The sequence below is a fragment of the Qipengyuania xiapuensis genome, assembly GCF_019711395.1.
GTDB classification, from domain to species: Bacteria; Pseudomonadota; Alphaproteobacteria; order Sphingomonadales; family Sphingomonadaceae; genus Qipengyuania; species Qipengyuania xiapuensis.
Genome location: NZ_JAIGNL010000001.1, coordinates 515,858 through 537,697, shown reverse-complemented (window position 1 = coordinate 537,697; position 21,840 = coordinate 515,858). Strand labels below are relative to the sequence as shown.

General features: G+C 63.5%; 27 protein-coding genes. 9 read left to right on the top strand and 18 right to left on the bottom strand.

Annotated features, from left to right (window positions below; genetic code table 11):
* Positions 1–36 precede the first annotated feature (36 nt).
* The 3 genes from yidD to rpmH form a co-directional block, all read right to left on the bottom strand.
* Positions 37–246, bottom strand: a complete 210-nt coding sequence (gene yidD, locus K3163_RS02665) for a membrane protein insertion efficiency factor YidD (RefSeq protein WP_221429331.1) — start codon at positions 244–246, stop codon at positions 37–39.
* On the bottom strand, positions 243–626 hold the full coding sequence (rnpA, locus tag K3163_RS02660; protein WP_221429332.1) for a ribonuclease P protein component: 384 nt from the start codon (positions 624–626) through the stop codon (positions 243–245). The genes yidD and rnpA overlap by 4 nt, the downstream gene beginning before the upstream one ends.
* A gap of 88 nt (positions 627–714) precedes the next feature.
* Positions 715–849, bottom strand: a complete 135-nt coding sequence (gene rpmH, locus K3163_RS02655) for a 50S ribosomal protein L34 (RefSeq protein WP_006833929.1) — start codon at positions 847–849, stop codon at positions 715–717.
* 213 nt (positions 850–1,062) lie between these two features.
* Here rpmH and K3163_RS02650 point away from each other — a divergent pair, with 213 nt between their 5' ends.
* The 3 genes from K3163_RS02650 to K3163_RS02640 all read left to right on the top strand — a co-directional run bounded on the left by K3163_RS02650 (position 1,063) and on the right by K3163_RS02640 (position 4,754).
* Complete coding sequence (locus K3163_RS02650) at positions 1,063–2,571, top strand: YifB family Mg chelatase-like AAA ATPase (protein WP_221553947.1); 1,509 nt, start codon at positions 1,063–1,065, stop codon at positions 2,569–2,571.
* A 26-nt stretch (positions 2,572–2,597) separates the two neighbouring features.
* Positions 2,598–3,824, top strand: a complete 1,227-nt coding sequence (locus K3163_RS02645; RefSeq protein WP_221551922.1) for a serpin family protein — start codon at positions 2,598–2,600, stop codon at positions 3,822–3,824.
* Between the two features lie 90 nt (positions 3,825–3,914).
* The gene (locus tag K3163_RS02640; protein ID WP_221551920.1) at positions 3,915–4,754 is read left to right on the top strand and encodes a hypothetical protein; all 840 of its coding nucleotides are present in this window, start codon (positions 3,915–3,917) and stop codon (positions 4,752–4,754) included.
* A 22-nt stretch (positions 4,755–4,776) separates the two neighbouring features.
* Here the strand turns inward: K3163_RS02640 and K3163_RS02635 are convergent, their stop codons facing one another.
* The 3 genes from K3163_RS02635 to K3163_RS02625 all read right to left on the bottom strand — a co-directional run bounded on the left by K3163_RS02635 (position 4,777) and on the right by K3163_RS02625 (position 6,223).
* The gene (locus tag K3163_RS02635; protein WP_221429336.1) at positions 4,777–5,127 is read right to left on the bottom strand and encodes a hypothetical protein; all 351 of its coding nucleotides are present in this window, start codon (positions 5,125–5,127) and stop codon (positions 4,777–4,779) included.
* Positions 5,128–5,360: 233 nt separating this feature from the next.
* Positions 5,361–5,627 carry a hypothetical protein gene (locus tag K3163_RS02630; RefSeq protein WP_247710178.1) on the bottom strand — a complete coding sequence of 89 codons (267 nt, stop codon included), beginning with the start codon at positions 5,625–5,627 and terminating at the stop codon, positions 5,361–5,363.
* 41 nt (positions 5,628–5,668) lie between these two features.
* Entirely contained in the window at positions 5,669–6,223 is a 555-nt protein-coding gene (locus tag K3163_RS02625; RefSeq protein WP_221429337.1) for a winged helix-turn-helix transcriptional regulator, read from the bottom strand.
* A gap of 189 nt (positions 6,224–6,412) precedes the next feature.
* Here K3163_RS02625 and K3163_RS02620 point away from each other — a divergent pair, with 189 nt between their 5' ends.
* The gene (locus K3163_RS02620; RefSeq protein WP_221551918.1) at positions 6,413–6,754 is read left to right on the top strand and encodes a CC_3452 family protein; all 342 of its coding nucleotides are present in this window, start codon (positions 6,413–6,415) and stop codon (positions 6,752–6,754) included.
* Between the two features lie 86 nt (positions 6,755–6,840).
* On the opposite strand, the gene K3163_RS02615 is transcribed toward K3163_RS02620, so the two are convergent.
* The 3 genes from K3163_RS02615 to galE form a co-directional block, all read right to left on the bottom strand.
* Positions 6,841–7,455 carry an HAD family hydrolase gene (locus K3163_RS02615; RefSeq protein WP_221551916.1) on the bottom strand — a complete coding sequence of 205 codons (615 nt, stop codon included), beginning with the start codon at positions 7,453–7,455 and terminating at the stop codon, positions 6,841–6,843.
* 94 nt (positions 7,456–7,549) lie between these two features.
* Positions 7,550–7,675, bottom strand: coding sequence for a type B 50S ribosomal protein L36 (ykgO, locus tag K3163_RS02610; RefSeq protein ID WP_006833921.1), 126 nt, complete (start codon positions 7,673–7,675; stop codon positions 7,550–7,552).
* A 91-nt stretch (positions 7,676–7,766) separates the two neighbouring features.
* On the bottom strand, positions 7,767–8,780 hold the full coding sequence (gene galE / locus K3163_RS02605; protein WP_221551914.1) for a UDP-glucose 4-epimerase GalE: 1,014 nt from the start codon (positions 8,778–8,780) through the stop codon (positions 7,767–7,769).
* A gap of 134 nt (positions 8,781–8,914) precedes the next feature.
* On the opposite strand from galE, the gene K3163_RS02600 reads away from it, so the two are divergent.
* Together K3163_RS02600 and K3163_RS02595 are read left to right on the top strand one after the other, a co-directional pair.
* Entirely contained in the window at positions 8,915–9,523 is a 609-nt protein-coding gene (locus tag K3163_RS02600; protein ID WP_247710179.1) for a DUF4136 domain-containing protein, read from the top strand.
* The gene (locus K3163_RS02595; RefSeq protein WP_221551913.1) at positions 9,520–10,659 is read left to right on the top strand and encodes a M14 family metallopeptidase; all 1,140 of its coding nucleotides are present in this window, start codon (positions 9,520–9,522) and stop codon (positions 10,657–10,659) included. Before K3163_RS02600 ends, K3163_RS02595 begins: the two co-directional genes overlap by 4 nt.
* A gap of 6 nt (positions 10,660–10,665) precedes the next feature.
* Here K3163_RS02595 and K3163_RS02590 read toward each other — a convergent pair whose 3' ends face one another.
* The 5 genes from K3163_RS02590 to K3163_RS02570 form a co-directional block, all read right to left on the bottom strand.
* Positions 10,666–11,670 (bottom strand): S66 peptidase family protein, encoded by a 1,005-nt coding sequence (locus tag K3163_RS02590; protein WP_221551910.1) that lies wholly within the window; start codon positions 11,668–11,670, stop codon positions 10,666–10,668.
* Positions 11,671–11,711: 41 nt separating this feature from the next.
* On the bottom strand, positions 11,712–11,885 hold the full coding sequence (locus tag K3163_RS02585; protein ID WP_221551908.1) for a hypothetical protein: 174 nt from the start codon (positions 11,883–11,885) through the stop codon (positions 11,712–11,714).
* Positions 11,886–11,950: 65 nt separating this feature from the next.
* Entirely contained in the window at positions 11,951–12,355 is a 405-nt protein-coding gene (locus K3163_RS02580) for a cytidine deaminase (protein WP_221429344.1), read from the bottom strand.
* 10 nt (positions 12,356–12,365) lie between these two features.
* Positions 12,366–13,076 (bottom strand): glycoside hydrolase family 25 protein, encoded by a 711-nt coding sequence (locus tag K3163_RS02575; RefSeq protein WP_221551907.1) that lies wholly within the window; start codon positions 13,074–13,076, stop codon positions 12,366–12,368.
* A 3-nt stretch (positions 13,077–13,079) separates the two neighbouring features.
* Complete coding sequence (locus K3163_RS02570) at positions 13,080–13,583, bottom strand: UPF0262 family protein (protein WP_221551905.1); 504 nt, start codon at positions 13,581–13,583, stop codon at positions 13,080–13,082.
* Between the two features lie 128 nt (positions 13,584–13,711).
* On the opposite strand from K3163_RS02570, the gene K3163_RS02565 reads away from it, so the two are divergent.
* A complete protein-coding gene (locus tag K3163_RS02565; RefSeq protein ID WP_221551902.1) occupies positions 13,712–15,235 on the top strand; it encodes a replicative DNA helicase in 1,524 nt (507 codons plus the stop codon).
* 3 nt (positions 15,236–15,238) lie between these two features.
* Here K3163_RS02565 and K3163_RS02560 read toward each other — a convergent pair whose 3' ends face one another.
* A complete protein-coding gene (locus K3163_RS02560) occupies positions 15,239–16,426 on the bottom strand; it encodes a phospholipase D-like domain-containing protein (protein ID WP_221551892.1) in 1,188 nt (395 codons plus the stop codon).
* A gap of 114 nt (positions 16,427–16,540) precedes the next feature.
* Between K3163_RS02560 and rpoZ the strand changes: the two genes are divergently transcribed.
* Complete coding sequence (rpoZ, locus tag K3163_RS02555; RefSeq protein ID WP_221429348.1) at positions 16,541–16,885, top strand: DNA-directed RNA polymerase subunit omega; 345 nt, start codon at positions 16,541–16,543, stop codon at positions 16,883–16,885.
* Between the two features lie 69 nt (positions 16,886–16,954).
* Here the strand turns inward: rpoZ and K3163_RS02550 are convergent, their stop codons facing one another.
* The gene (locus K3163_RS02550; protein ID WP_221551891.1) at positions 16,955–17,737 is read right to left on the bottom strand and encodes a sterol desaturase family protein; all 783 of its coding nucleotides are present in this window, start codon (positions 17,735–17,737) and stop codon (positions 16,955–16,957) included.
* A 111-nt stretch (positions 17,738–17,848) separates the two neighbouring features.
* Between K3163_RS02550 and K3163_RS02545 the strand changes: the two genes are divergently transcribed.
* The gene (locus K3163_RS02545; protein ID WP_221551882.1) at positions 17,849–19,030 is read left to right on the top strand and encodes a DUF3667 domain-containing protein; all 1,182 of its coding nucleotides are present in this window, start codon (positions 17,849–17,851) and stop codon (positions 19,028–19,030) included.
* A 65-nt stretch (positions 19,031–19,095) separates the two neighbouring features.
* Here K3163_RS02545 and ftsH read toward each other — a convergent pair whose 3' ends face one another.
* The gene (gene ftsH, locus K3163_RS02540; protein WP_247712438.1) at positions 19,096–21,066 is read right to left on the bottom strand and encodes an ATP-dependent zinc metalloprotease FtsH; all 1,971 of its coding nucleotides are present in this window, start codon (positions 21,064–21,066) and stop codon (positions 19,096–19,098) included.
* Positions 21,067–21,153: 87 nt separating this feature from the next.
* The gene (locus tag K3163_RS02535) at positions 21,154–21,780 is read right to left on the bottom strand and encodes a TetR/AcrR family transcriptional regulator (RefSeq protein WP_221551863.1); all 627 of its coding nucleotides are present in this window, start codon (positions 21,778–21,780) and stop codon (positions 21,154–21,156) included.
* Positions 21,781–21,840: the final 60 nt, after the last annotated feature.

Genomic DNA, 21,840 nt, shown 5'->3' with positions numbered 1-21,840 from the left:
GGGAAGAGTGTATTGCTACGTCAAGACAGTACCCGCTCAGGGTACCGGGTCATGGCCGCAGCCCCCCCAAGGTTGGCAGCGCAATAGCCGCTTCGTGGCCAGCCATCCACCCTTGATTGCCCCGTATTTCTGCAAGGCCTCGATGGCGTACTGGCTGCACGAGGGCGTGTAGCGGCAGGTGGGCGGCAAGATACGGCTCGGGCCGAGCTGCCAGGCGCGCGCGATCCAGATGAAAATGTACTTCACTTGCGCGGCGACCGCTTGTGGCGCGGACGCCTTGCGCGGTCTCCCTCGCCCTTCGATGCACGGGCCAGCGCGGCGGCGAGCTCTTCACGCATCTTCGCAAAGTCGCGTTCCACCCCGCCCTCGCGTCCGATCAGGATGTGGTCATGGTCCGCCAGACCTGCTTCGGGGAGCGCCGCCCACAGCAATTCGCGGAACCGGCGTTTCATCCGGTTGCGCACCACGGCGTTGCCGATCTTCTTGGTGACGGTGATGCCGTAGCGCTTGCCCTGCCCGTCGTTTGGACGTGTCAGCAGCACGAAACCCGGCTTCGCATTGCGCATGCCGCGATTGGCAGCGAGGAAATCGCTGCGCTTGCGGATGACGGAGAGGCTCGGGTCCATGGAAGCCAGATACGCAAAACGGGCCCCCGATGGGAGCCCGTTTGACTATCGCGATCGAAGCCGCGCCGAAGCGCGACCGATCAGGCGATTACGCGCAGAGGTTCTTGCGACCGCGAGCGCGGCGTGCACGCAGAACCTTGCGACCACCCGGGGTAGCCTTGCGCGCGAAGAAACCGTGGCGACGGGCGCGCACGAGGTTCGAGGGCTGGAAAGTCCGCTTCATCGGATGATCCTTCGTTTAATTCGTTGTCAGCCGGGCGAATCGCTCCGACAAAAAAGGGCCGCCGAAACGGGCGACCGCCTACAGGTGGGCGCGCTTAAGGAAATCGGGCGAGAAGGTCAAGCCTGAAGCGGGCTTGATCGATTACGGATCGACCAAGTCTCGACAATATAACAACTTCTTGCCAGACCGCCAGTATCGCAGGGGGGAATGGAAGTGGTCGCACTGGTCCGGACGGTGGCCTATCTCGGGCTGGAAGCACGCGCTGTAGAGGTGCAATGCTCGCTCGCACCGGGATTGCCCAATTTCAATATCGTGGGCCTTGCCGACAAGGCGGTGGGCGAAAGCAAGGAGCGGGTCCGCGCCGCGCTTTCCAGCATGGGCCTCGCGCTTCCGCCCAAGCGGATCACCATCAATCTTTCGCCTGCCGACCTGCCCAAGGAAGGTTCGCATTACGACCTGCCGATCGCGCTCGCCGTGCTTGCTGCCATGGGCGTAACCGATGCCGAGCAGCTCGAAGACTGGATCATGGTCGGCGAACTGGCGCTCGATGCGCGGGTCGCACCCTCGCCCGGTGTCCTGCTCGCCGCGATCCATGCGAGCGAGCAGGAGAAGGGCCTGATCTGTCCCGCCGCGCAAGGCTCGGAAGCCAAGTGGGCCAGCGAAGTGCCGGTCATCGCCGCCCCGGATATCGCCAGCCTGCTCAATCACCTCAAGGGGACCAGCCAGCTGCCCCAGCCCGAACAGGGCGAAGTCGAAGAGGCGGGCCGCGCCCCCGACCTCCGCCAGGTCAAAGGACAGGAAACCGCCAAGCGCGCGCTCGAGATCGCGGCGGCGGGCGGTCACAACCTTCTCATGATCGGTCCGCCCGGTGCCGGAAAGTCGTTACTCGCCAGTTGCCTGCCCGGCATCCTCCCTCCGCTTTCGCCCTCAGAGGCGCTCGAGGTGAGCATGGTGCAATCGGTCGCAGGCCTGCTCGAGGAAGGGCGCATCAGCCGTGCCCGACCGTTCCGCGCCCCGCACCACTCGGCGAGCATGGCCGCGCTGACGGGAGGCGGGCTCAAGGTGAAGCCGGGCGAAGTCAGCCTCGCGCATCTCGGCGTGCTGTTTCTCGACGAGCTTCCCGAATTCCAGCGTGCCGTGCTCGATTCGCTGCGCCAGCCGCTCGAGACGAACACGGTCGATGTCGCGCGCGCCAATGCGCATGTGACCTTCCCCGCCAATGTGCAGCTGGTTGCGGCGATGAACCCTTGCCGCTGCGGTCACCTCGGCGATCCCGCGCTCGCGTGCAGCCGCGCTCCCAAATGCGCCGCCGATTACCAGAGCAAGGTGTCGGGCCCGATGCTCGACCGGATCGACCTTCATGTCGAAGTCGATCCGGTCAGCGCCGCAGACTTGGCACTGCCGCCGGCAGCGGAGGGGACAGCCGAGGTCGCGGCGCGGGTAGCGAATGCACGGGCAGTGCAGAGCGCCAGGGCCGGGGAAAGCGGGGTGCGGACCAATGCCGAATTACAGGGCGATGCCCTCGAGACATTCGCCGGGCCCGACGAAAAGGGGCGCGAACTTCTCATGCAGGCCGCGACGGCTATGCGCCTGTCGGCACGCGCCTACACGCGCATGCTGAGAGTTGCCCGCACGATCGCCGACCTTTCAGGTTCGGAGCAGGTCGGGCGCATCCATATTGCCGAAGCGCTAAGCTACCGGAGGCAACCACCTCGCGCCTAAGTCGTTGTAACTGCTGAAAGGGGAGCATGATGAAGCCATTCACCAATACAAGGAGCGGTCTTGCAGCAGTCCTCGCGATCCTCGCGGCCGCCGGATGCGCACCGGTCGACAGGCCTGAAGGCGCGTCGGTTTCGTCGAACGAACAGCAGCGCAGCGGCGCCCTAGCGTTATTCCCGGTGCTCGATGCCGAAGCGAAACCGGAAGAGAATGTCGTCATCTCGCCTGCGAGTATCGATCTCGCCTTCGGCCTCCTCCACGCAGGTGCGCGGAGCGATACGCGACAGCAAATCGAAGACATCCTTCCGCCACCCGCAGATCCGCTCGGTTTCGAAAGCGACGAGCGCGATGTCCGGGTGAACATATCCAACGCCCTCTTCCTCGATCGCGATTTCCGCTTCCGTGACAGCTATCTGCGCGAGACAAGGAGGACCTACGAGGCCGAGGCCGAAACCGTCGATTTCACCGACAGGCAGGCGAGCGCGGATAGGATCAATGCCTGGGCGAACGAGGCGACCGAAGGGTTGATCCCGGAAGTCATCGCTCCCTCGGGCATCGAAGACACGATGGTCGCGCTGCTCGCCAACGCCCTCTACTTCGAAGGGCTTTGGCGCACGAAGCTCATGTCTCAGCAGGAATTGCCGTTTCTCTTCGGCAACGGTGAGGAGAAGCCTTTCACCTTCGTCGGTGAGACCTTCGACACTCCCTACACGAAAAGCAGCGGATGGGAGGCGATCCGCCTGCCCTACCGCAATCGGCGCTACGCCATGGACATCATGATCCCCGAGGACAGGGAGATCATGTCGGCTGCGCCGTCGCTGGAATTCATCGAGCGCATGAAACTGCGCCTCGACGATGAAGACCCCGAGCTGGTGCGCGTGCAGATACCCCAGTTCGAGACCGACTATTCCCAGTCGCTCGTGGCTTCGCTCCAGAAACTGGGTCTCACGCTGCCATTCAGTGAGGTTGAGGCCGACCTGAGCGGGATTGCCGAACCGGGCCAGCGCCCGATCAGTGTCAGCGAGGTGAAGCACGTCACCAAGCTGCAGGTCTATGACGAGGGTACGAAAGCTGCCGCGGTGACCACGATCAGCATCGTGCTTAGTGGCGGCCGCCTGCTGCCCAAGGAACCGATCCTGTTCCGTGCGGACCGGCCGTTCATCGTCGTACTGCGCGACCTCGAGCGCGACGCCGTCCTGTTCATCGGCCGGATTGCCGACCCACAGCCTTTCGATCCACAGGTGATCGAACCCTAGGAGGGAAGTCTCCGCCGGAACGGCCACAATTGACCATGGGCCGGAATGCCGCCAGATTTCCCATCATTGCGCGGCTCGGGGGAGGGAATCATGCCGTACAAGAAGGCGTATCTGTGGGTCGTGCTGGCGACCTTGCTGACCATTCCGGCATTCTGGCGCGGCTATTTCGGGCGCATGCCCGAAGTGGGCTGGGAACTGCATTTCCACGCTGCGACGGCGACAGGATGGATGATCCTGCTGGCAGCGCAGGCCTGGGCTGCGCATCGGCGCGACAAGCTCGCGCTACACCGGATCCTTGGCAGGGCGAGTCTGTTTTTCTTCCCGCTCTTCTTCGCCAGTGCGATGCTCGTCGTCTGGTCGATGGCCAATGCGACCGCATTCGGTGACAGCATCATCTACGAAGCCCATGGCGAAGGATTGGGTGCCTACGACCTGCTATCGGTCGTCGGGATAGGTGCCTTCTATTATCTGGCCCTCAAGGAAAGGCGCAGCGTCCACGTGCACGCACGTTGGATGATCGGCACGCTGTTCGTGCTGATCGGGCCGATGCTCGCAAGACTGATGGCCATCCCGCTCTTCATAGCCCTGGGCGCGAGCCAGGCTCCGACCGATATATTCTACGGCGCGCTGGTCCTTGCCCATGCGATCGCCTTCGCCATCGCGGTCTGGCTCTGGCGCGGCGCGCCCATTGCCGGGAAACAGCCGATGAAATGGGTCTCGCTATTGGTCGTGGGCCAGGCGTCAATCTTCGCAGTCGCCCGGCTGTCGGATGGCTGGCGCGAAGTGTTCATGGCAATGGGGCGGACCGATCCCACGATCTGGCTTCTGCTGGGTCTGGCGATCGGTGCTGCGCTGACCTGGGCCGGCTGGCAGGCGGGCAAGGTACCGGGAAGCAAAACGGCCGCCCCTGCAGCAGGAGCGGCCGTCTAAGCTTTCACCGGTCTGCTAAGGCTCAGTCTTCCTCGCTGATGTCGAGGTTGAGCTTGACCGTTTCGTGCTCGTCGTCGCCTTCGAACTTGGCGAGGAAATCGGCGATCGGCATCGACTGGTCGGGCATGGCGCCCATGGCAGGTGCGGGCACGGCCTCGGCATTGCCTGCAGCAGGCGTCGTTTTCACGTGGAGATAGGGCACCCAGACCTCGCCGTAATCGGCCTGCTGGTACCAGACGTCGAGCACGTCGTAGCTCGCCCAGCTGCCATCGGGCTCCTTCAGGCGAATGCCTTCACCAATGCGCGGCACGCTAACCGCCTTTATGCGGAATTGCGTCTGGTGCGACTCGTTCTGGACTTCGATTTCGATCACGTGCGATTTTTCCGGCTCTTACGTGGGGCAAGCCCCCGATTCACATGGGGTTATGCCAGCGAGGTCTTGCGATCAATTTAACGATGACGTCACGAAGTCGGGAGATCGGCGACATTCCCAGATCGCGTGTGATTTTTCATATAGTTACGGGAATGCGAATGGATGATCAGGCTTGGAAAAGTGACGTCACTTTCGGCCGGATGTAGCGAAAAGCCCGCCCCTCCTTAACCATGTCACCCTGAATCACCTGCATAAGGCGTGTTCTTGACGAGGTGGCGATTGTAGTCGGGCGCGCCGTCACTCCACCACACCGGTCCGCGCTCGCCGAGCGCAACCTTGGCCGCGTGGACATCGGCGCGCGCCGCCTTTTCCGCAGTCCTGTCGCCCGCCTTGAGCGCTGCTCCTACAGCGCGGCGTGCATCCATCAGCCGGTCGACGAGCTTCGCGCGCTCGGCCTCGGACAGGTTCGGATTGCTCGCACGCCACAAGCGGCCGCGCACGATGATGTAGCGGCCGTCGGGCGTCCTTTCGGGAGATTCGCTCAGGCGGCGTCGCGCGCCTTGCGCAGCGCCTCGAGGTCGACCACCGAGCCCATGCCCAGCACTTCGCCCTCGGTTGCCTTGCTACCGTCGGCACGGATGCCGAGGTTGGCGCGCTCGACCAGGTGCAGATCCTGCGGGCCGAGAATGCGTCCGTCGTGGCTGAGAATCGAGGTCGGGCCGATCGGCAGGCGATCGCGCTCGTCGACGAGAACCGGGTTTTCGATGACTTCCGCACCGTATTTCTGGCCCCACTGGCGCAGCGCGACCATGGCGGGGAGCAGGTCGAAACCCTTTTCGGTCAGGCGATATTCGATCTTGCGACGATCATCGGGGCACGGGTCACGGCGAAGGATCCCGTGTTCGACCAGCTTGGCGAGCCGGTTCGAGAGGATGTTGCGGGCAATCCCGAGCTCACTGAGGAATTCCTCGAAGTGGTGCAGCCCGTTGAAGCTGGCGCGCAAGATCATGAAACTCCAGCGCTCGCCCATGACCTCAAGCGCCTGCGGCAAGCCGCATTCGGTCAATTCGCGCAACGGTTCGCGGATGTCGCCCATAAAAATCAGTCCTTTCCCAGCAACCTATCTAGCGGAAAAATTCGATCTGCCAAATTTTTCGGAAAAAGGGTTGCGCAAAGCAACCTATCTGGATAGGTAGCGATTCGCAACCAGTTGCAAAGAGAAACTTACATTGCTCTTTCCGCAACTGGTGTTGTGAAAAATGCACCAACCGAAAGGTACCGATCGATGACCCTCTCCATCCCCCGTTCGACCAAGCTCGGCGTCCTCGGCGCTGCTCTCGCTTACACCGCTGCCGGCTTCGGCACGCTGGCCCTTCCGACCGTCGCCGAAGCACGCGACACCGGCCCGTTCTACACTGCCGAACTCGCACAGCCTGCCAGCGAAACCACCGTCATCGCAGGCGGCGTTGCATGGAAGTGCCAGGACACGACCTGTGTCGCCAGCAAGGGCACCTCGCGTCCGATGCGCATGTGCCGCGAACTCCAGCGCGATCTCGGCGAAGTTGTCGCTTTCACCACCAAGGGTGAGCAGCTCGAAGAATCGCGTCTCGAGAAGTGCAACCGCTGATAGCGTTTGCCTCCTAGTCCCCCACCCCCTCTCCATCAGGGTGGAACTTTCGGCCCCGGCGACAACCGCCGGGGCCTTTTTCTTGCCTAGACGAGACCGCGCGCCGCGAGATCGTGCTCGAGCCCTTCAGCCTCGGTGAAGTGATGGACCTGCCACCCGCATTCGCGCGCCGATGCGATGTTGGCGAGATTGTCGTCGATGAAGAGCATCGCCGCAGGATCGTGTCCGAAACGCTCGGCGGACAGCGCGAAGATCGCCGGGTCGGGCTTGGCGAGACATTCCTCGCCCGAGACGACGATGTCGCGAAAACGCGTGAAGATCGGCGCGGTCGGCACGAATCCGGCCCAGAACTCGGCTCCGAAATTGGTGATCGCGAAAAGCGGGACACCTTTCTCGTCGAGCCGTTCGACCAGCGCGTGGCTGCCGGGGACGGGCCCGGGAATGGTCTCGTTGAAGCGGCCCGCATAGGCGCGGATCTCGGCCTCGAACTCGGGATATAGGGCGATGCGTTCGGGCACCATGTCGGCGAGCGGGCGCCCGCGGTCATGCTCGAAGTGCCATTCCTCGGTTACGACTTCGCCGAGGACCTTTTCCAGCCGCACCGGATCGTCGACGATCTTCTCGAACAGGGCAGACAGCTGCCACTGGTAGAGCACGCGCCCCACGTCGAAAACGACTGCGTCGACAGCCTGCTTAGCCATTTCCCGTAACTCCAAACATCAACGGCCCGCACTCCCATGGGGAGCCGGGCCGATAGACAGACAATCGCGAGGCATGGCCCCGCGCAGCCGAAGCTTAGCCCTGGCGGGCCTTGAAGCGACGGTTGGTCTTGTTGATGACGTAAGTGCGGCCGCGACGACGGATCACGCGGCAATCGCGGTGACGGCTCTTGAGCGACTTGAGGCTGTTGCGGATCTTCATCGTATCTCTCTAATCAAATAAATACGCGCCGGAGATGGAGCCCCGACGCGCCAATTTCAAGCGCGCCCGTTAGCGAGCGCGGTGATTCTGGTCAAGGCTTTCCCCGCAATTCGGTCAGCCTGCGCTCCCATTGCAGCGCATGTGTGATGATCTCGCCGAGATCGTCATGCCTGGGCTTCCACGGCAATGTGGCGCGGATGCGCGAGGGATCGGACACAAGTTCGGCCGGATCGCCCGCCCGGCGCGGTTCCATACGCCGTTCGATCCTCGAATTCGTCACCCGGTCGACCGCGTCGAGCACCTCGAGCACCGAGAAGCCCTTGCCATAGCCGCAGTTCATGGTGAGCGAGCGATCGGGTTGCCCGATCAGCGCTTCGAGTGCGAGCACATGCGCCGAGGCGAGGTCGCTGACGTGAATGTAGTCGCGCACACCGGTCCCGTCTGGCGTGTCGTAGTCGGTCCCGAAAACCGATACGCCGTCGCGCTTTCCGGTTGCCGCTTCGCAGGCGACCTTGATGAGATGGGTCGCGCCCGCCGTAGACTGGCCGCTGCGCGCCTCGGGATCCGCGCCCGCCACGTTGAAGTACCTCAGCGCACAGAAATTGAACCCGTGGGCCGCACTTGCATCGGCAAGCATCTGTTCGGTCATCAGCTTCGACCAGCCATAGGGGTTGATCGGGCTCTTGGGCGAATCCTCGGAGATCGGCGAGCTTTCCGGCACGCCATAGGTCGCTGCGGTGGAAGAGAAGATGAAATGCTCCATCCCGCCCTTCACCGCGGCCTCGATCAGCGCGCGGCTCTTCACCGTGTTGTTCTCGTAATACTTGAGCGGCTGCTCGACCGATTCGGGGACGATGATCGAACCTGCAAAGTGCATGATCGCCCTGGTTCCCTGTTCGGAGAAAATCCGCCCCAGCAGTTCGGCATCGGCAATGTCGCCTTCGTAGAGCGGCACGCCCTCCGGAACGGCGAAGGCAAAGCCGGTCGAGAGGTTATCGATCACTGCCACCGGCCATCCCGCATCCTTGAGCGCGAGCACCGCATGACTGCCGATATAACCGGCGCCGCCGGTGACGAGGACGGGGACCTTGGTGTCGTTTTCCATCGACGGCGGGCCTAGCATACGATTTGGTAAGGGCAATTACCTAAGAGGCTCGCCGCATGCATTGCGGAGCCTTGCCTGCCACTACCCGTTGGTAGAACCTGAGCTTCGGTTTTTCGCATTGCATGAAAGGTCGCATGATGAAGTATCCAACCCTCTTTTCCGCCGCGCTGGCCACGCTTGCCCTTGGCGCCTGCGCAACTCCTCCCGGCCCAGTCGAGGTGACGCGCTTCGTTGCGCCCGAGAGCGTCGAGCGGCTTGGCGAAGGCACGATCTTCATCGAAAGCGCGGCAGGCGAAGACAACGACAGCCTGATGATGGCTCCGTACAAGTCGGCCATTGCCGAGGAACTGCGCAGCCTCGGCTATACAGAGAGCGACCGCGCATCGGCGTCGCAGATCGCGACGGTCTCGGTCGAACGCTACGTTCTCGAGGCAGGCGGCAGGCGCTCGCCGGTCAGCGTCGGCGTCGGCGGCAGCACGGGAACTTACGGGTCCGGCGTGGGTGTCGGCATCGGTATCAACCTGGGCGGCGGAGAGCGCGACAAGCTCGGCACGATGCTCGCCGTGACCATCCGCGATGCGGACACTTCGCAAAGCCTTTGGGAAGGCCGCGCGGACTTCCGTGTGAAAGACAATTCTCCCCTTGCGCGATCAAACGCCAACGCGCAGACGGTGGCCGCCGCGCTGTTCAGCGATTTCCCCGGCAACAATGGCGAAACCATAGAAGTAGAGGTCTCCGAGTGAGCGATATCCGCATTGATTCAGCATTCGACAGCGGCAACATCGAGGTCCTGTCGGTGGACGGCGCGAATGCGACGCTGGCCATCCCGCTGGATACCAAGAGCGAGTTCAAGCAGTGGTTCCACTTCCGCGTCGCTGGCGCGAAGGGCCGCGAACTGGTGCTCAAGATCACGCAGCTTTCGGACAGTGCCTATCCCGATGGCTGGCCCGACTATGACGCCTGCGTATCCGAAGACCGCGACTACTGGGGCCGCGCTTCGTCGAGCTACGACAAGGACGAGCAGGGCGGCACGCTGACGATCCGCTACACGCCGGCGAGCGACATCGCCTGGTTCGCCTATTTCGCGCCCTATTCGATGGAGCGTCACCACGACCTCGTCGCCGAGGCAGCCGCTTCGGAAGGCGTCGATCACATCGCGCTCGGCAATACGCTCGACGGTCAGCCGATCGACTGCCTCGAGATGGGCGAAGGCAGCTACAACGTGTGGCTCTACGCCCGCCAGCATCCCGGCGAGACGCAGGCCGAATGGTGGATGGAAGGCGCGCTCGAAGTGCTGACCGATCCCGCCGACAGCGTGGGCCGCGCGCTGCGCAAGCGCTGCCGCCTGCACATCGTGCCGAATTGCAATCCCGACGGCTCGCGCCGCGGAAACTTGCGCGTCAATGCGGCCGGTGCAAACCTCAACCGCGAGTGGGAAAACCCGACTGCCGAACGCAGCCCGGAAGTCCTCGCGATCCGCAACCACATGGACAAGACCGGCGTCGATTTCGCCATGGACGTCCACGGTGACGAGGCGATCCCGGTCAGCTTCCTCGCTGGCTACGAGGGCATCCCCTCGTGGACCGAGGAGCACGGCAAGCGCTACTACAGCTACGAGAGCATCCTCGATCGCCGCACACCCGATTTCCAGACCGAGTTCGGCTACACCAAGGCCGCTCCGGGCAAGGCAAATCTCTCCATGAGCACCAACCAGGTCGCAGAGCGTTTCGGCGCGACCGCGATGACGCTCGAGATGCCTTACAAGGACAACAAGGCCGATCCCGAACCCGAGCAGGGCTGGTCGCCCGAGCGCTGCAAGTTCCTTGCGCGCGACTGTCTCGCGGCGCTGGTCGAATTCATGGACGAACAGGGCGTCTGACGCGCCTCAGCGCACGATCGGCCTCTTGAGTTCGATCGTGCGCGCGTCCGCATCGATTTCCACATCACCGCCATGCGGCAGGCTCAACTGCCCGCGATGGTGGCCGATATTCGCGCCGACGAATGCGGGGATGCCGAGCGGCCCGAGATGCCGGTCGAGAACTTCGTCCAACGTCAGCCCGGCATAGTCGGGCTCGTCCGAGGCGCAGCTGCGGCAGCGGCCGAAAACTACGCCCGACAACCTGCCGAGCACGCCTGCCAACGCGAGCTGCTGGAGCATGCGGTCGATGCGGTATTCCTCCTCGTTGACGTCCTCGAGGAACAGGATCGCGCCGTCGAAATCGGGCGTCCACGGCGTCCCCATCAAAGTCGAGAGCACGGTGAGATTGCCGCCGAGCAGCCTTCCGCGGGCGCGACCCGAAGTAATCGTGCGCCCCGTCGAGACCTCGCCGTCGTCGGCAAGCACCGGAGTCTCGCCGGTGAAGCCGAGCCGCCAGAGGCTTTCCCAGCTCGTCTTCGGCCACGGGCTGCTCGCATTGGGCGCGTGCAGCGTCGCAAACCCTGCCCGCGCGGCGATCGCGAGGTGCAGCGAGGTCGTATCGCTGTAGCCGATCAGCAGCTTGGGATTGCGCGCGATCATGTCCCAGTCGAGCAGTTCGAGCAGCCGCGCTCCTCCCCAGCCGCCGCGGATCGCGAAGATCGCGGCGATGTCATCGTCGGCGAACATGGCGTTGAGGTCGGCCGCGCGCTCGGCATCGGTTCCTGCAAGATAGCCGTCGGTGCGCGCGACATTTGCTCCCAGCTTCGGGACGAGACCCATGCCGCTGACATTGTGCTGCGCAAAGGCGATCTCCCCTTCCGAGACCGCGCTGGCCGGGGCGACCAGGCCGACCGTGTCCCCGAGCGAAATGCGGCGCGCTGTCCTACGGCTTCTCGCCAGCGCTGTCGCGGGCGAACCCAGAGCCAATGAAAAGGCTGCCACCGAGCCAAGTGCGCCGCGCCGGTCGATCATGTCACCGGTCCTAGCGGGAGGCAGGCTGCTAGGCCAGCGCGTCAGGTCGCGGCGAGTTTCTGCGCCACGCTATCGGGCGTTCCGGTAACGAGCAGCGGCTGACTGCCGATGATGCCGACCAGCGTCTGGCCATTCTCGCCGACCCTGAGCCAGGCGACATTGCTCGCGACGACCATGTAATTGCCGCCGCGCGATTCGAGGGTCACAAACTTCATCGGGGCTCACTCCGGACGCACATCGCGCCACGAAACCCAGCTAGCCCGAATTCGTGAAGAAAGGCTTAGTCGAGGCTTGCGGGTCCGAATGCGTCGGGCAGCAATTCGCTCAGGCGTACGCGGCGCACTTCCTCAGGCCCCACGCAAAGGACCAGCGGGTCCGTCCCGCCAAGCTGCGCGAGTTCGTTGAGCACCTGCCGGCACCGTCCGCACGGCGTAATCGGCGCATCGCCGGGCCCGGTCACCGCAACCGCCTCCAGCCCGCCGCGCACGCCGTCGGCCATGGCCTTCGAGACCGCGACCGTTTCGGCGCAGAGCGCGAGACCATAGCTCGCATTCTCGATATTGGTGCCGGTCACAACGCTGCCATCGGAAAAGCGCAGCGCGCTGCCCACGGCAAAGTTGGAATAGGGCGAATAGGAGTTTCCGGCAGCCTCGCGGGCAGCGGCGATGAGGTCTTCGTCGGTCATATCCGCAGCCCTAGGGTCGCACGACCAGCCAGCGCAAGGGGGTCTCGGCCGCGTCGCTCGCATAGGCGGAGTTCGCGGTCCACACGGTCCAGGGCCTGCCGGCATAGTCCGGCTCTGCCATGTCACCATCGAGCCAGAGCGCGCGTTCGAGACGGCGAGCAGGACGATAGCGGTCCTCGAATGCTTCGCTCGGCGAGAGCACCACGGGTGCCTCGGTATGCGCCTCGATCTGGTTCACCAGCGTGAGGAGTTCGCTCTGCACCGCAGCATCGGAAACGCGCTCGAAACATTCTTCGGTCGTGCGCGAGAGCCGGATGGCAGGCGGGAGCAGGTCCGCATCGCGCGGAACGATGGTGACGTAATTCGCCGATTGGCCGTCAGCCGTTTCGCATGGGTCGAAGAGATGCACCGCACCGACCTGCAGGCCCGCTTCGCGAGCGGCTTCCAGATTGCGCGAGAAATTCGCATCCTTCCCGCGCGCGCCCCGGCTCGCCTCGAGGTAGACGAAATTTGCGCCCAGCCCCTTGAGCACGGTGAAGTTTACCGCTCCGTCGGCCTCGCCGATCATCGCGCCCTGATCGGGATAGACGTCCTCGTCGGGGCGCCAGCCGCGCTGCTCGTACCAGGTCCAGGCGTAATAACCCGCGCCCGCCACCAGCATGAGGAGGAGCAGTTTGACGAACAGGCCGCCGCGCTTCTTCTTTCGCTTTGTGCGCGCCATGCCTCAGCCCTTGATGTGGAGCACGCAGATCAGCGTGAACAGGCGCCGCGCGGTGGCGAAATCGGTCTCGACCTTGCCTTCCAGCCGCTCGAGCAGGAGTTCTGCCGCGCGGTTGTGGACCCCGCGCCGTGCCATGTCGATCGTCTCGATCTCGCCCGGCGTCGCCTTGCGAATGGCCTGGTAATAACTGTCGCAAATCGCGAAATACTCGCGGATCGGACGGCGGAAACGCGCAAGGCCGAGCAACAATTCCTCGAGCACCGTGTCGTCGGTGTCGGCAATGGTCATGAGCAGGCGCCCGTCGCGCACGGCAAGCCGCAGGTGATAGGGGCCCAACGCCCCTCTCTCGGCGGCGCGTACCGGCTTGAAGGTGTTTTCCTCGATCAGGTCGAAGATCGCGATCCGCCGTTCCTGTTCGATATCGGCATTGCGCCAAATGATCGTCTCCTCGTCGAGGTCGATCTTGGCAATGCGCTGGTCGCCGGAAGGTGCTGCGGATTCGGACATTTCTTCAGGCTGCTTTCGCAACTGCGCGGGCGCGGGGCAAGGGGTCTTGCTTTCATCCCCAATATCCACAGCGAATGTGTGGCATAGCCGCCTTGCCAGTACCCCTTCGAGACAGGCATCAGGATGCCATGGCTGATACCGACCTCCTCTTCCCCGACACTGATTCGACTCCCGCCAAGCAGGCTCAGGGCCAGACCCTGCCGAGCAATGTCGAGGCCGAGGCCGCCTTCCTTGGCGCGGTATTGATCGACAACCAGGTCGTGCAGGAGCTCAACACCCCGCTCCAGCCGCATCATTTCTTCGAGCCGGTGCACCAGCGCATTTACGAGCGCATCCACAAGCTGATCGATCGCAACTCGGTCGCCACGCCGGTGACGCTTAAGCCCTATTTCGAAAGCGACGAAGCTTTGAAGCAACTCGGCGGCGTGACCTATCTCGCGCAGCTGACCGCCGACGGGCAGGGCCTGCTCGCGACCGGCAAGCTGGCCGAACAGATTTACGATCTTGCCCTGCTGCGCGAACTGGTGAGCGTGGGCCGCAACCTCGTCGAAGGCGCGCTGGACACTTCGGAAGAAGTCGCGCCGATGGACAAGATCAGCCAGGCGGAGGCCGATCTCTACAAGGTGGCCGAGGGGGCAACGACGGGCAGCGAGGCGCAGGACTTCCGCACCGCCGCGCTCGGCGCCCTGAAGATGGTCGAGGCCGCGATCAATTCGGGTGGTAAGTTCTCGGGCAAGACCACAGGCCTCGAAACGGTTAACGACAAGACCTCCGGCCTGCACAATTCCGACCTTATCATTCTCGCCGGGCGTCCGGGCATGGGCAAGACCTCGCTTGCGACCAACATCGCGTTCAACGCGGCGCGCCGCCTGATGGACGACAAGAAGATCGGCATCGAGGCAAGCGAGAGCCCGGGTGCAGCCACGGCCTTCTTCAGCCTGGAAATGAGCGCCGACCAGCTGGCCACGCGTATCCTTGCCGAGACCGCCGAGATCTCCTCGGAGAAACTGCGTTCAGGCAAGCTGTCGAAGGAGGAGTTCCAGCGCCTCTCCTTTGCCAGCCAGGAACTGAACGAGCTCCCGCTCTATATCGACGACACGCCCGGCCTCACCATCGGTTCGCTGCGCACACGCGCGCGCCGGTTGAAGCGCCGCCACGACATCGGCCTCGTCATCGTCGACTACCTCCAGCTGCTGCAGGGTTCGGGCCGCGCGAACGATAACCGAGTGAATGAAATCTCGGAAATCAGCCGCGGCCTCAAGACGCTGGCGAAGGAACTGCACGTGCCGGTGATCGCGCTCTCGCAGCTCAGCCGTGCGGTGGAGCAGCGCGAGGACAAGCGCCCGCAGCTTTCGGACCTGCGCGAATCGGGCTCGATCGAGCAGGACGCCGACATGGTCTGGTTCATCTTCCGCGGCGAATATTACCACAACGCGCTGAAGCCCGACACGCCGGACGAGACCAGCAGCGAGGAAGTCCGCCAGAAATATGCCGACTGGGAAGCGCGCCATCTCGAACTGGTCAATCGCGCCACGCTGATCGTCGCCAAGCAACGTCACGGTTCGACAGGCAATGTCCCGCTCCTCTTCCAGAGCGAGTTCACCAAGTTCTCCTCGCCCGAAATGCGCGGCGGCTACGAGGATTACGAATAGGGTCTAGATACCGAGATTGGTGCGCCGGGTGACGGTGTAGTCGATCACGGACACCAGCACCCAGCCGAGCGACCAGCGGATCCGGTTCCACAGCGTCGCGCGCTTGCGGTGCTTTTCCAGCGTGATTTCTTCCGATGCCTCGATGTGCTGCGTCACGAATTCACGCATCCGGTCGGCCAGCGCCTTGTCCTCGATCCGCAACATAATCTCGAGGTTCAGATAAAGGCTCCGCATGTCGAAATTGGCGCTGCCCATGTAGACTGCATCATCCAGCACCAGCAGCTTCGTGTGCAGTTTGCAGGGTGAGAATTCCCAGATCCTTGCCCCGCGCTTCAATAGGTATTTGTAGAGCGAACGCGTCGCCCCGATGGTCGCGCCGTTGTCGCTCTTGGCAGCCATCAGCAAGCGCGTGTCGCCTTTCCTCGCCACGCCCGCGATCCGCTTGAGCAGGGTATAGGGCGGCGAGAAATAGGCCATGAAGATATCCAGCCTCGAGCCGTCCTTCATGTCCTGCGAGATACGCCGGGCCCAGGTCGACAACCCGCGGGTCGGGCCGCCGACGAGCCAGCGCGCACGGCCCGATCCGGACTTCCACTCCCAGTTGCGAACCGTCTTCGTGATCGCGCGGAAATGTGCGCGGTCGTCATCGGTCCAGTCGCGCAGCTTGGCGAACCAGTCGTTCAGGCCCTCGACCCCGTCACCCTCGATATGGATGGCAAGATCGTTCCAGCCGTTTCGTTCGGGCGGGGCGAAGTAATCGTCCTCTATGTTGAAGCCGCCGAACATCGCCCGCTTACCATCGGCGATGACGATTTTCTGGTGGTTGCGAATGAGGTAGCGCATCGACCAGCGCGGGCTGAAGAAGAGATAGCGACCGCCCGCCTCGCGCAAGGGCTTGAGGAACTCGTCCCTCGCCGAAGCGCCGAAGCGGTCGATGATGAGCGTTACCTCCACCCCGCGCCGGGCCGCCTCGATCAGGGCGTCGCGCAGCTCGGTCGAAACCTCGTCCTCGGCAAAGATGTAGAAGCAGATATCCAGTGTTTCGCGGGCCGAACGCACCAGTTCCATCAGCGCTTCGCGGCGGTCCTTGCCTGCCGGATAGAAGACGAGCGACTGCCCCTGCGCCTCGGCCTCGAAAGGCGGTGGGTCGCGATAGGCCAAGGCCTTCCCCTGCTGAGCCTGATCTCCCATGTGGCCGCCACCTTTAGCGCGCCCGGCCAAGGGCGCAAATCCTTGACTATCGGCCGCCTCCTCCCTATTTGGCCCCCTTTCCAAGATTCTCTCGAATTTGCATCGGAGTGCCCAATGGCGCGCGTTACCGTCGAAGACTGCGTAGACAAGGTTCCCAACCGTTTCGATCTCGTCCTGCTGGCTGCCCAGCGTGCACGCGAGATTTCGGGCGGCGCGGAGATCACCCTCGATCGTGACCGGGACAAGAACCCGGTCGTAGCCCTGCGCGAAATCGCCGAGCAGACCGTCAAGCCGAAGGACCTCAAGGAAGCGGCCGTCACCAACCTGCAGAAAATCCTGCCGGACGACGATGACGAGATGGATGAAGTCGGCTCGCTCAGCCAGTCGGCCGAAGCGCTGCGCATCACCGCATCGGCGCCGACCCGTTCGACCTCGATCGGGGCCGACTACGAAGGCTGATCGCTTTCAGGCGAACCGGACAATGGAAGACCCGCCCCTCACCGGGCGGGTTTTTCATTTGCAGCAACGCTATTTGCGGAACGGTAGCAGCAGGCTCCAACCGAGCGCATGCGGCCTTGTGTCCTGATATTCCTCGAGGCCAATGGTGAGGCGGCCTCCCGGGTCCCTGGTATAGGTACCGAAGAGGCGGTCCCATCCCGACAGCAGCGTGCCGTAATTGCTGTTGGTCTCGCGCTCGATCGCCGAGTGATGAATGCGGTGCATGTCGGGCGTGACGATAAGGGCCCGCACTGGTTTCTCGGCCTGCTTCGGCAGCGCGAAGTTCGCATGGGTGAACAGCGTTGCGAGGTTGAAGATGACCTCGAACAGGAAAACGCCCCAGACCGGCAGGCCCAGCGCCACGACGACCGCCATCTTGTAGAGCATGCTCAGCAGGATCTCGAAGGGATGGAACCGCGCGGCGGTGGTCACGTCGAATGCCGGATCGGAATGGTGGACCTTGTGCAGCCGCCACAGGAGCGGGACGCGGTGGGTCGCCCAGTGCTGGAAGTAGAGCGCGAGGTCCAGCGCGAGCACGGCGAAGACGACGCCGAGCCATGACGGCAGCGCGTAGAGGTTGAGGAGGCCCCAGCCCCGCTCGGCAGCAAGCGCAGCCGCGCCGACCATCAGCAAGGGCACGAGCAGCCGCACGGCAAGAGTATCGATCGCGAAGAGCGCGAGATTGGTAAACCAGCGCCTGCCGCGCGGCGCCGAACGGGCGGGCCGGACGAACTCGATAGCCGCAAAGAGTACGAAGACTAGAGCCATCGCGGCGAAGGCGCCAAGCTGTTCCTGCGTGCCGATCGGTTCCATCGGCCTTTATGTCGGCGCAGCGCGGCCATTGTGCAAGACGGATCGCCGCGGTTGGCCTTCCGGGCGCGTCGCCGTATAGTTGCGCCTCGCGAACACACGAGGGGGAACGGCGTGAGTGATTTCGGCGAAGCAATCGGGACGGCAGTCGAAGGCGGGCTTTTCGCCAAGGCAGTCGGCGGTAGCGCCAAGAGCGATACACCTCTCGAGAAGGGACATTTCGCCGAGGGACAGTGCCTCAATTGCGGCACCGAGCTTCTCGGCGCGCACTGCCACGAATGCGGCCAGAAGGCGCATCTGCACCGTACCCTGGGCGCCTTCATGCACGATCTGCTCCACGGTGCGCTGCATTTCGAAGGCCGGACCTGGCGCACTCTGCCCAAGCTCTTTTTCAAGCCGGGCGAATTGACGCGCCGCTACATCGACGGCGAGCGTGCGCGCTTCGTCTCTCCGATGGCGCTGTTCCTATTCTCGATCTTCCTCATGTTCGCGATCTTCCAGTTCGCGGGCATCAGCACGCCGACAAATCTCGGCAACGAACAGACCGACGAGGTCGTCGCCCAGGCCCGCGAGCAGATCGGCACGATGCAGAATCGCCGCGACGAACTCGCCGCGAGCATTGAATCGGGCACGCTTTCGGAGTCCGAGGTCGCATCGGCGGAGCGCCGGCTGACCGAACTCGATGAGCAGATCGAGGCTGTTGCCGCCGCCCAGCAAGTCCCGGTGCTGCGTGACCTCATCAAGGAAGAGGAGGATTCCGGCGAACAGGTTGTGGGCGGGCTTCCTGTCCAGACCGACGAGGAAGGCAACACCACCATCCCGCTAAGCGTCGATGGCGATACAAAGATGAATGTTGGCACATCGGGCGTCGAATGGATCGATGCGGCGCTCCAGAAATGGCGCACGAACCCGACGCTTATGCTCTACAAGCTGCAGACCAACTTCTATAAATTCAGCTGGCTGCTGATCCCGCTGTCGATCCCGTTCGTATGGCTGCTGTTCTTCTGGAAACGCCGCTTCCGGGCCTATGACCACGCGATCTTCGTGACCTATTCGCTCAGCTTCATGTCCCTGCTGATCCTGACCATCACGCTGATGGGGCTGGCCGGCGCGCACGAGGCAATCCTGTTCTTCTCGTCGGTCCTGATACCGCCGATCCATATCTACAAGCACCTTCGCGGTGCCTATGGATTGTCGCGCTTTTCGGCTTTCTGGCGGCTCTTGATCCTTACCGTCTTCATCCTCGTGGTGCTGACGATATTCCTCCAGCTGCTGCTGCTAATCGGCGCCCTTTAGCGAAGCCAACAAGAAAGGCGCCGGAGTTTCCCCCAGCGCCTTCAATCTCTCGTGGTCGGTTTCGATCAGGCTCCGGCAGGAGCGCTGTCCCCCGATCCGCCGAACTTCTTGCCGGCCTTGGGTACGGTCGAGCTGCCAGCCGGACGGACCGCCACCGGGCCCTTGGGCTCGTCGGGACGGTCGATCTTGCCGTCCTTCATCAGCTGGTCGATTTCCTCGCCGGTCAGCGTTTCGTATTCGAGCAGTGCCTGCGCAAGCAGGTGGAGCTTGTCCTCCTGCTCGGTCAACACGTCGTTTGCCCGCTTGAGGCCACCTTCGACCAGCGCCTTGATTTCGGCGTCGATCAGCTTGTTGGTTTCCGCGCCGGCCATGGTCCGTGCGGTCTGGCCCATGCCGAGATAGCCTTCCTGGCTCTGCTCGTACTGGAGCGGTCCGAGCTTGTCGCTCATGCCCCACTTGGTGACCATGTTGCGCGCAAGGTCGGTAGCATACTGGATGTCGCCGCTCGCGCCGCTCGAGACCTTGTCGTGGCCGAAGATGATCTCCTCCGCCACGCGGCCACCCATGGCGACTGCGAGGTTCGCGTGCATCTTGTCGCGGTGGTACGAGTAATTGTCGCGTTCGGGCAGGCGCATCACCATACCCAGCGCGCGGCCGCGCGGGATGATCGTCGCCTTGTGGATCGGGTCCGATGCCGGCTCGTTGAGGCTGACCAGCGCGTGGCCTGCCTCGTGATAGGCGGTCATCTTCTTCTCGTCCTCGTCCATGACCATCGATTTGCGCTCGGCGCCCATCATGACCTTGTCCTTGGCGTCCTCGAATTCCTGCATCGCGACGAGGCGCTTGTTGCGGCGGGCCGCAAGCAGGGCTGCTTCGTTGACGAGGTTGGCCAGGTCCGCACCCGAGAAGCCGGGCGTACCGCGCGCGATGGTGCGCGGGTTCACGTCGGGCGCCAGCGGCACCTTCTTCATATGCACGGCGAGAATCTTCTCGCGGCCGTCGATATCGGGGATCGGCACCACGACCTGGCGGTCGAAACGGCCCGGGCGCAGCAGCGCCGGGTCGAGCACGTCGGGACGGTTGGTCGCCGCGATGATGATGATGCCTTCGTTGGCCTCGAAGCCGTCCATCTCGACCAGCAGCTGGTTCAGCGTCTGCTCGCGTTCGTCGTTCGAATTGCCAAGGCCGTGGCCACGGCTACGACCGACAGCGTCGATTTCGTCGATGAAGAGAATGCAGGGCGCGTTCTTCTTGGCCTGCTCGAACATGTCGCGCACGCGGCTTGCGCCCACGCCGACGAACATTTCGACGAAGTCCGAACCCGAAATGGTGAAGAAGGGCACGCCCGCTTCGCCCGCGATGGCGCGTGCGAGCAGCGTCTTACCGGTACCGGGCGAACCGACCAGCAGTGCACCCTTCGGGATGGTGCCGCCGAGCTTGGAGAAGCGCTGCGGGTCCTTCAGGAATTCGACGATCTCTTCCAGTTCCTCGCGCGCCTCGTCGATGCCGGCCACGTCCTCGAAGGTGACGCGGCCCTGCTTTTCGGTGAGCATCTTGGCCTTCGACTTGCCGAAGCCCATCGCGCCGCCAGCGCCGCCGCCCTTCTGGACCTGGCGCAGGGCGAAGAAGGCGATGCCGAGAATGAGCAGGAAGGGCAGGATCTGGACCAGCGCCCAGATCAGCATGTTGCCGTTATCCTCTTCCTTGCCCGAATACTGGACGCCGTTGTCCTCGAGGAGCTGGGTAAGGCCCGGATCGTTCTTCACAGGAATGGTGCTGAAGTTCTCGCCATCGGTGGTCTTGCCGACGATGCTCTCGTCCGAAATGACGACCGTCTCCACCTTGCCTTCGGCAACCTTGTCCTTGAAATCGGAGTAGAGAAGCGGCGTACCGCCCGCCTGGTTTCCGCCCCCGAACATGGAAACGACCAGGAGCAGGCCGAGGAAGACCCCGCCCCACACCATGAGGCTCTTGATCCACGGATTCGGGCCGTTGCCTTCGGGCTCGGGAGGCTGGTTCTGATTTTCGTCGCGCATTGCGGTGGACAATCCTTACAAAGGTTGAGCCCCAGATGTAGGAGCGCGGGGGTGAATGACAAGTTTAGCACGCCCCGCGCGGAGCAGCTAATTGCGATCACACTCATCGACCGCATAAGCGCGGCAGAACACCTCGACTGCGCCCTCGATTCGCTCACGATCGCGCACAGGGTCCGAAGGCGCGCCGAATCGCCGGTCGAGATCGCCCATGCCCTTGCACATGGCGGCGAACTGTTCGGCGGCGAGCTCGGGATCGGAAACGCTTAACTCGCCCGCCTCGTGCATGGCCTCGATGAAAGCGGAGAAGGCCCGCTTCATCCGGTGCGGCCCCGCTGCGAGGAAGGCAGCCCCCACGCTCGAATCGTGTTCGGTCTCCGCTGCAATCCGGCGTTCGAAACGCACCATTTCCGGACGCGAAAGGAATGCGCTCATCGCCTCGCCGATCGCCAGCAGCCGGTCGCGCAGGCTGCCTTGCGGCATGGCGGGCACGCTGAAACTGCCGCGCATCCGCTCGCATTCATGTTCGACCGCGGCGGTGAAGAGGGAACGCTTGTCGCCGAAGCGGTTGTAGATCGTGACTTTCGAGACGCCGGCATCGGCGGCGACCTGCTCGATCGAGGTGGCGGCAAAGCCATGCTCGAAAAAGGCACGGCTGGCCGCCGCGACAATCGCCGCGCGCTTGGCCTCGTCGGTAGGCCTGCCAGTCCGTTTCATTTCGCCACTTGACAAAGTGAACGCCTCCGTTCAGTTGAACGCCACCGTTCACTAATGAAC

Coding starts and splice junctions, on each gene's coding strand:
- K3163_RS02625 (WP_221429337.1), bottom strand. CDS start 6,223: ATGGGCGACATCCGCGAACCGTTGCGCGAATTGACCGAATGCGGCTTG.
- K3163_RS02565 (WP_221551902.1), top strand. CDS start 13,712: ATGGCTGATACCGACCTCCTCTTCCCCGACACTGATTCGACTCCCGCC.
- K3163_RS02600 (WP_247710179.1), top strand. CDS start 8,915: ATGATGAAGTATCCAACCCTCTTTTCCGCCGCGCTGGCCACGCTTGCC.
- galE (WP_221551914.1), bottom strand. CDS start 8,780: ATGGAAAACGACACCAAGGTCCCCGTCCTCGTCACCGGCGGCGCCGGT.
- ftsH (WP_247712438.1), bottom strand. CDS start 21,066: ATGCGCGACGAAAATCAGAACCAGCCTCCCGAGCCCGAAGGCAACGGC.
- K3163_RS02580 (WP_221429344.1), bottom strand. CDS start 12,355: ATGACCGACGAAGACCTCATCGCCGCTGCCCGCGAGGCTGCCGGAAAC.
- rnpA (WP_221429332.1), bottom strand. CDS start 626: ATGGACCCGAGCCTCTCCGTCATCCGCAAGCGCAGCGATTTCCTCGCT.
- ykgO (WP_006833921.1), bottom strand. CDS start 7,675: ATGAAGATCCGCAACAGCCTCAAGTCGCTCAAGAGCCGTCACCGCGAT.
- K3163_RS02640 (WP_221551920.1), top strand. CDS start 3,915: ATGCCGTACAAGAAGGCGTATCTGTGGGTCGTGCTGGCGACCTTGCTG.
- K3163_RS02645 (WP_221551922.1), top strand. CDS start 2,598: ATGATGAAGCCATTCACCAATACAAGGAGCGGTCTTGCAGCAGTCCTC.
- K3163_RS02535 (WP_221551863.1), bottom strand. CDS start 21,780: ATGAAACGGACTGGCAGGCCTACCGACGAGGCCAAGCGCGCGGCGATT.
- K3163_RS02590 (WP_221551910.1), bottom strand. CDS start 11,670: ATGATCGACCGGCGCGGCGCACTTGGCTCGGTGGCAGCCTTTTCATTG.
- rpmH (WP_006833929.1), bottom strand. CDS start 849: ATGAAGCGGACTTTCCAGCCCTCGAACCTCGTGCGCGCCCGTCGCCAC.
- K3163_RS02550 (WP_221551891.1), bottom strand. CDS start 17,737: ATGGAACCGATCGGCACGCAGGAACAGCTTGGCGCCTTCGCCGCGATG.
- K3163_RS02575 (WP_221551907.1), bottom strand. CDS start 13,076: ATGGCGCGCACAAAGCGAAAGAAGAAGCGCGGCGGCCTGTTCGTCAAA.
- K3163_RS02585 (WP_221551908.1), bottom strand. CDS start 11,885: ATGAAGTTTGTGACCCTCGAATCGCGCGGCGGCAATTACATGGTCGTC.
- rpoZ (WP_221429348.1), top strand. CDS start 16,541: ATGGCGCGCGTTACCGTCGAAGACTGCGTAGACAAGGTTCCCAACCGT.
- K3163_RS02620 (WP_221551918.1), top strand. CDS start 6,413: ATGACCCTCTCCATCCCCCGTTCGACCAAGCTCGGCGTCCTCGGCGCT.
- K3163_RS02560 (WP_221551892.1), bottom strand. CDS start 16,426: ATGGGAGATCAGGCTCAGCAGGGGAAGGCCTTGGCCTATCGCGACCCA.
- K3163_RS02615 (WP_221551916.1), bottom strand. CDS start 7,455: ATGGCTAAGCAGGCTGTCGACGCAGTCGTTTTCGACGTGGGGCGCGTG.
- K3163_RS02570 (WP_221551905.1), bottom strand. CDS start 13,583: ATGTCCGAATCCGCAGCACCTTCCGGCGACCAGCGCATTGCCAAGATC.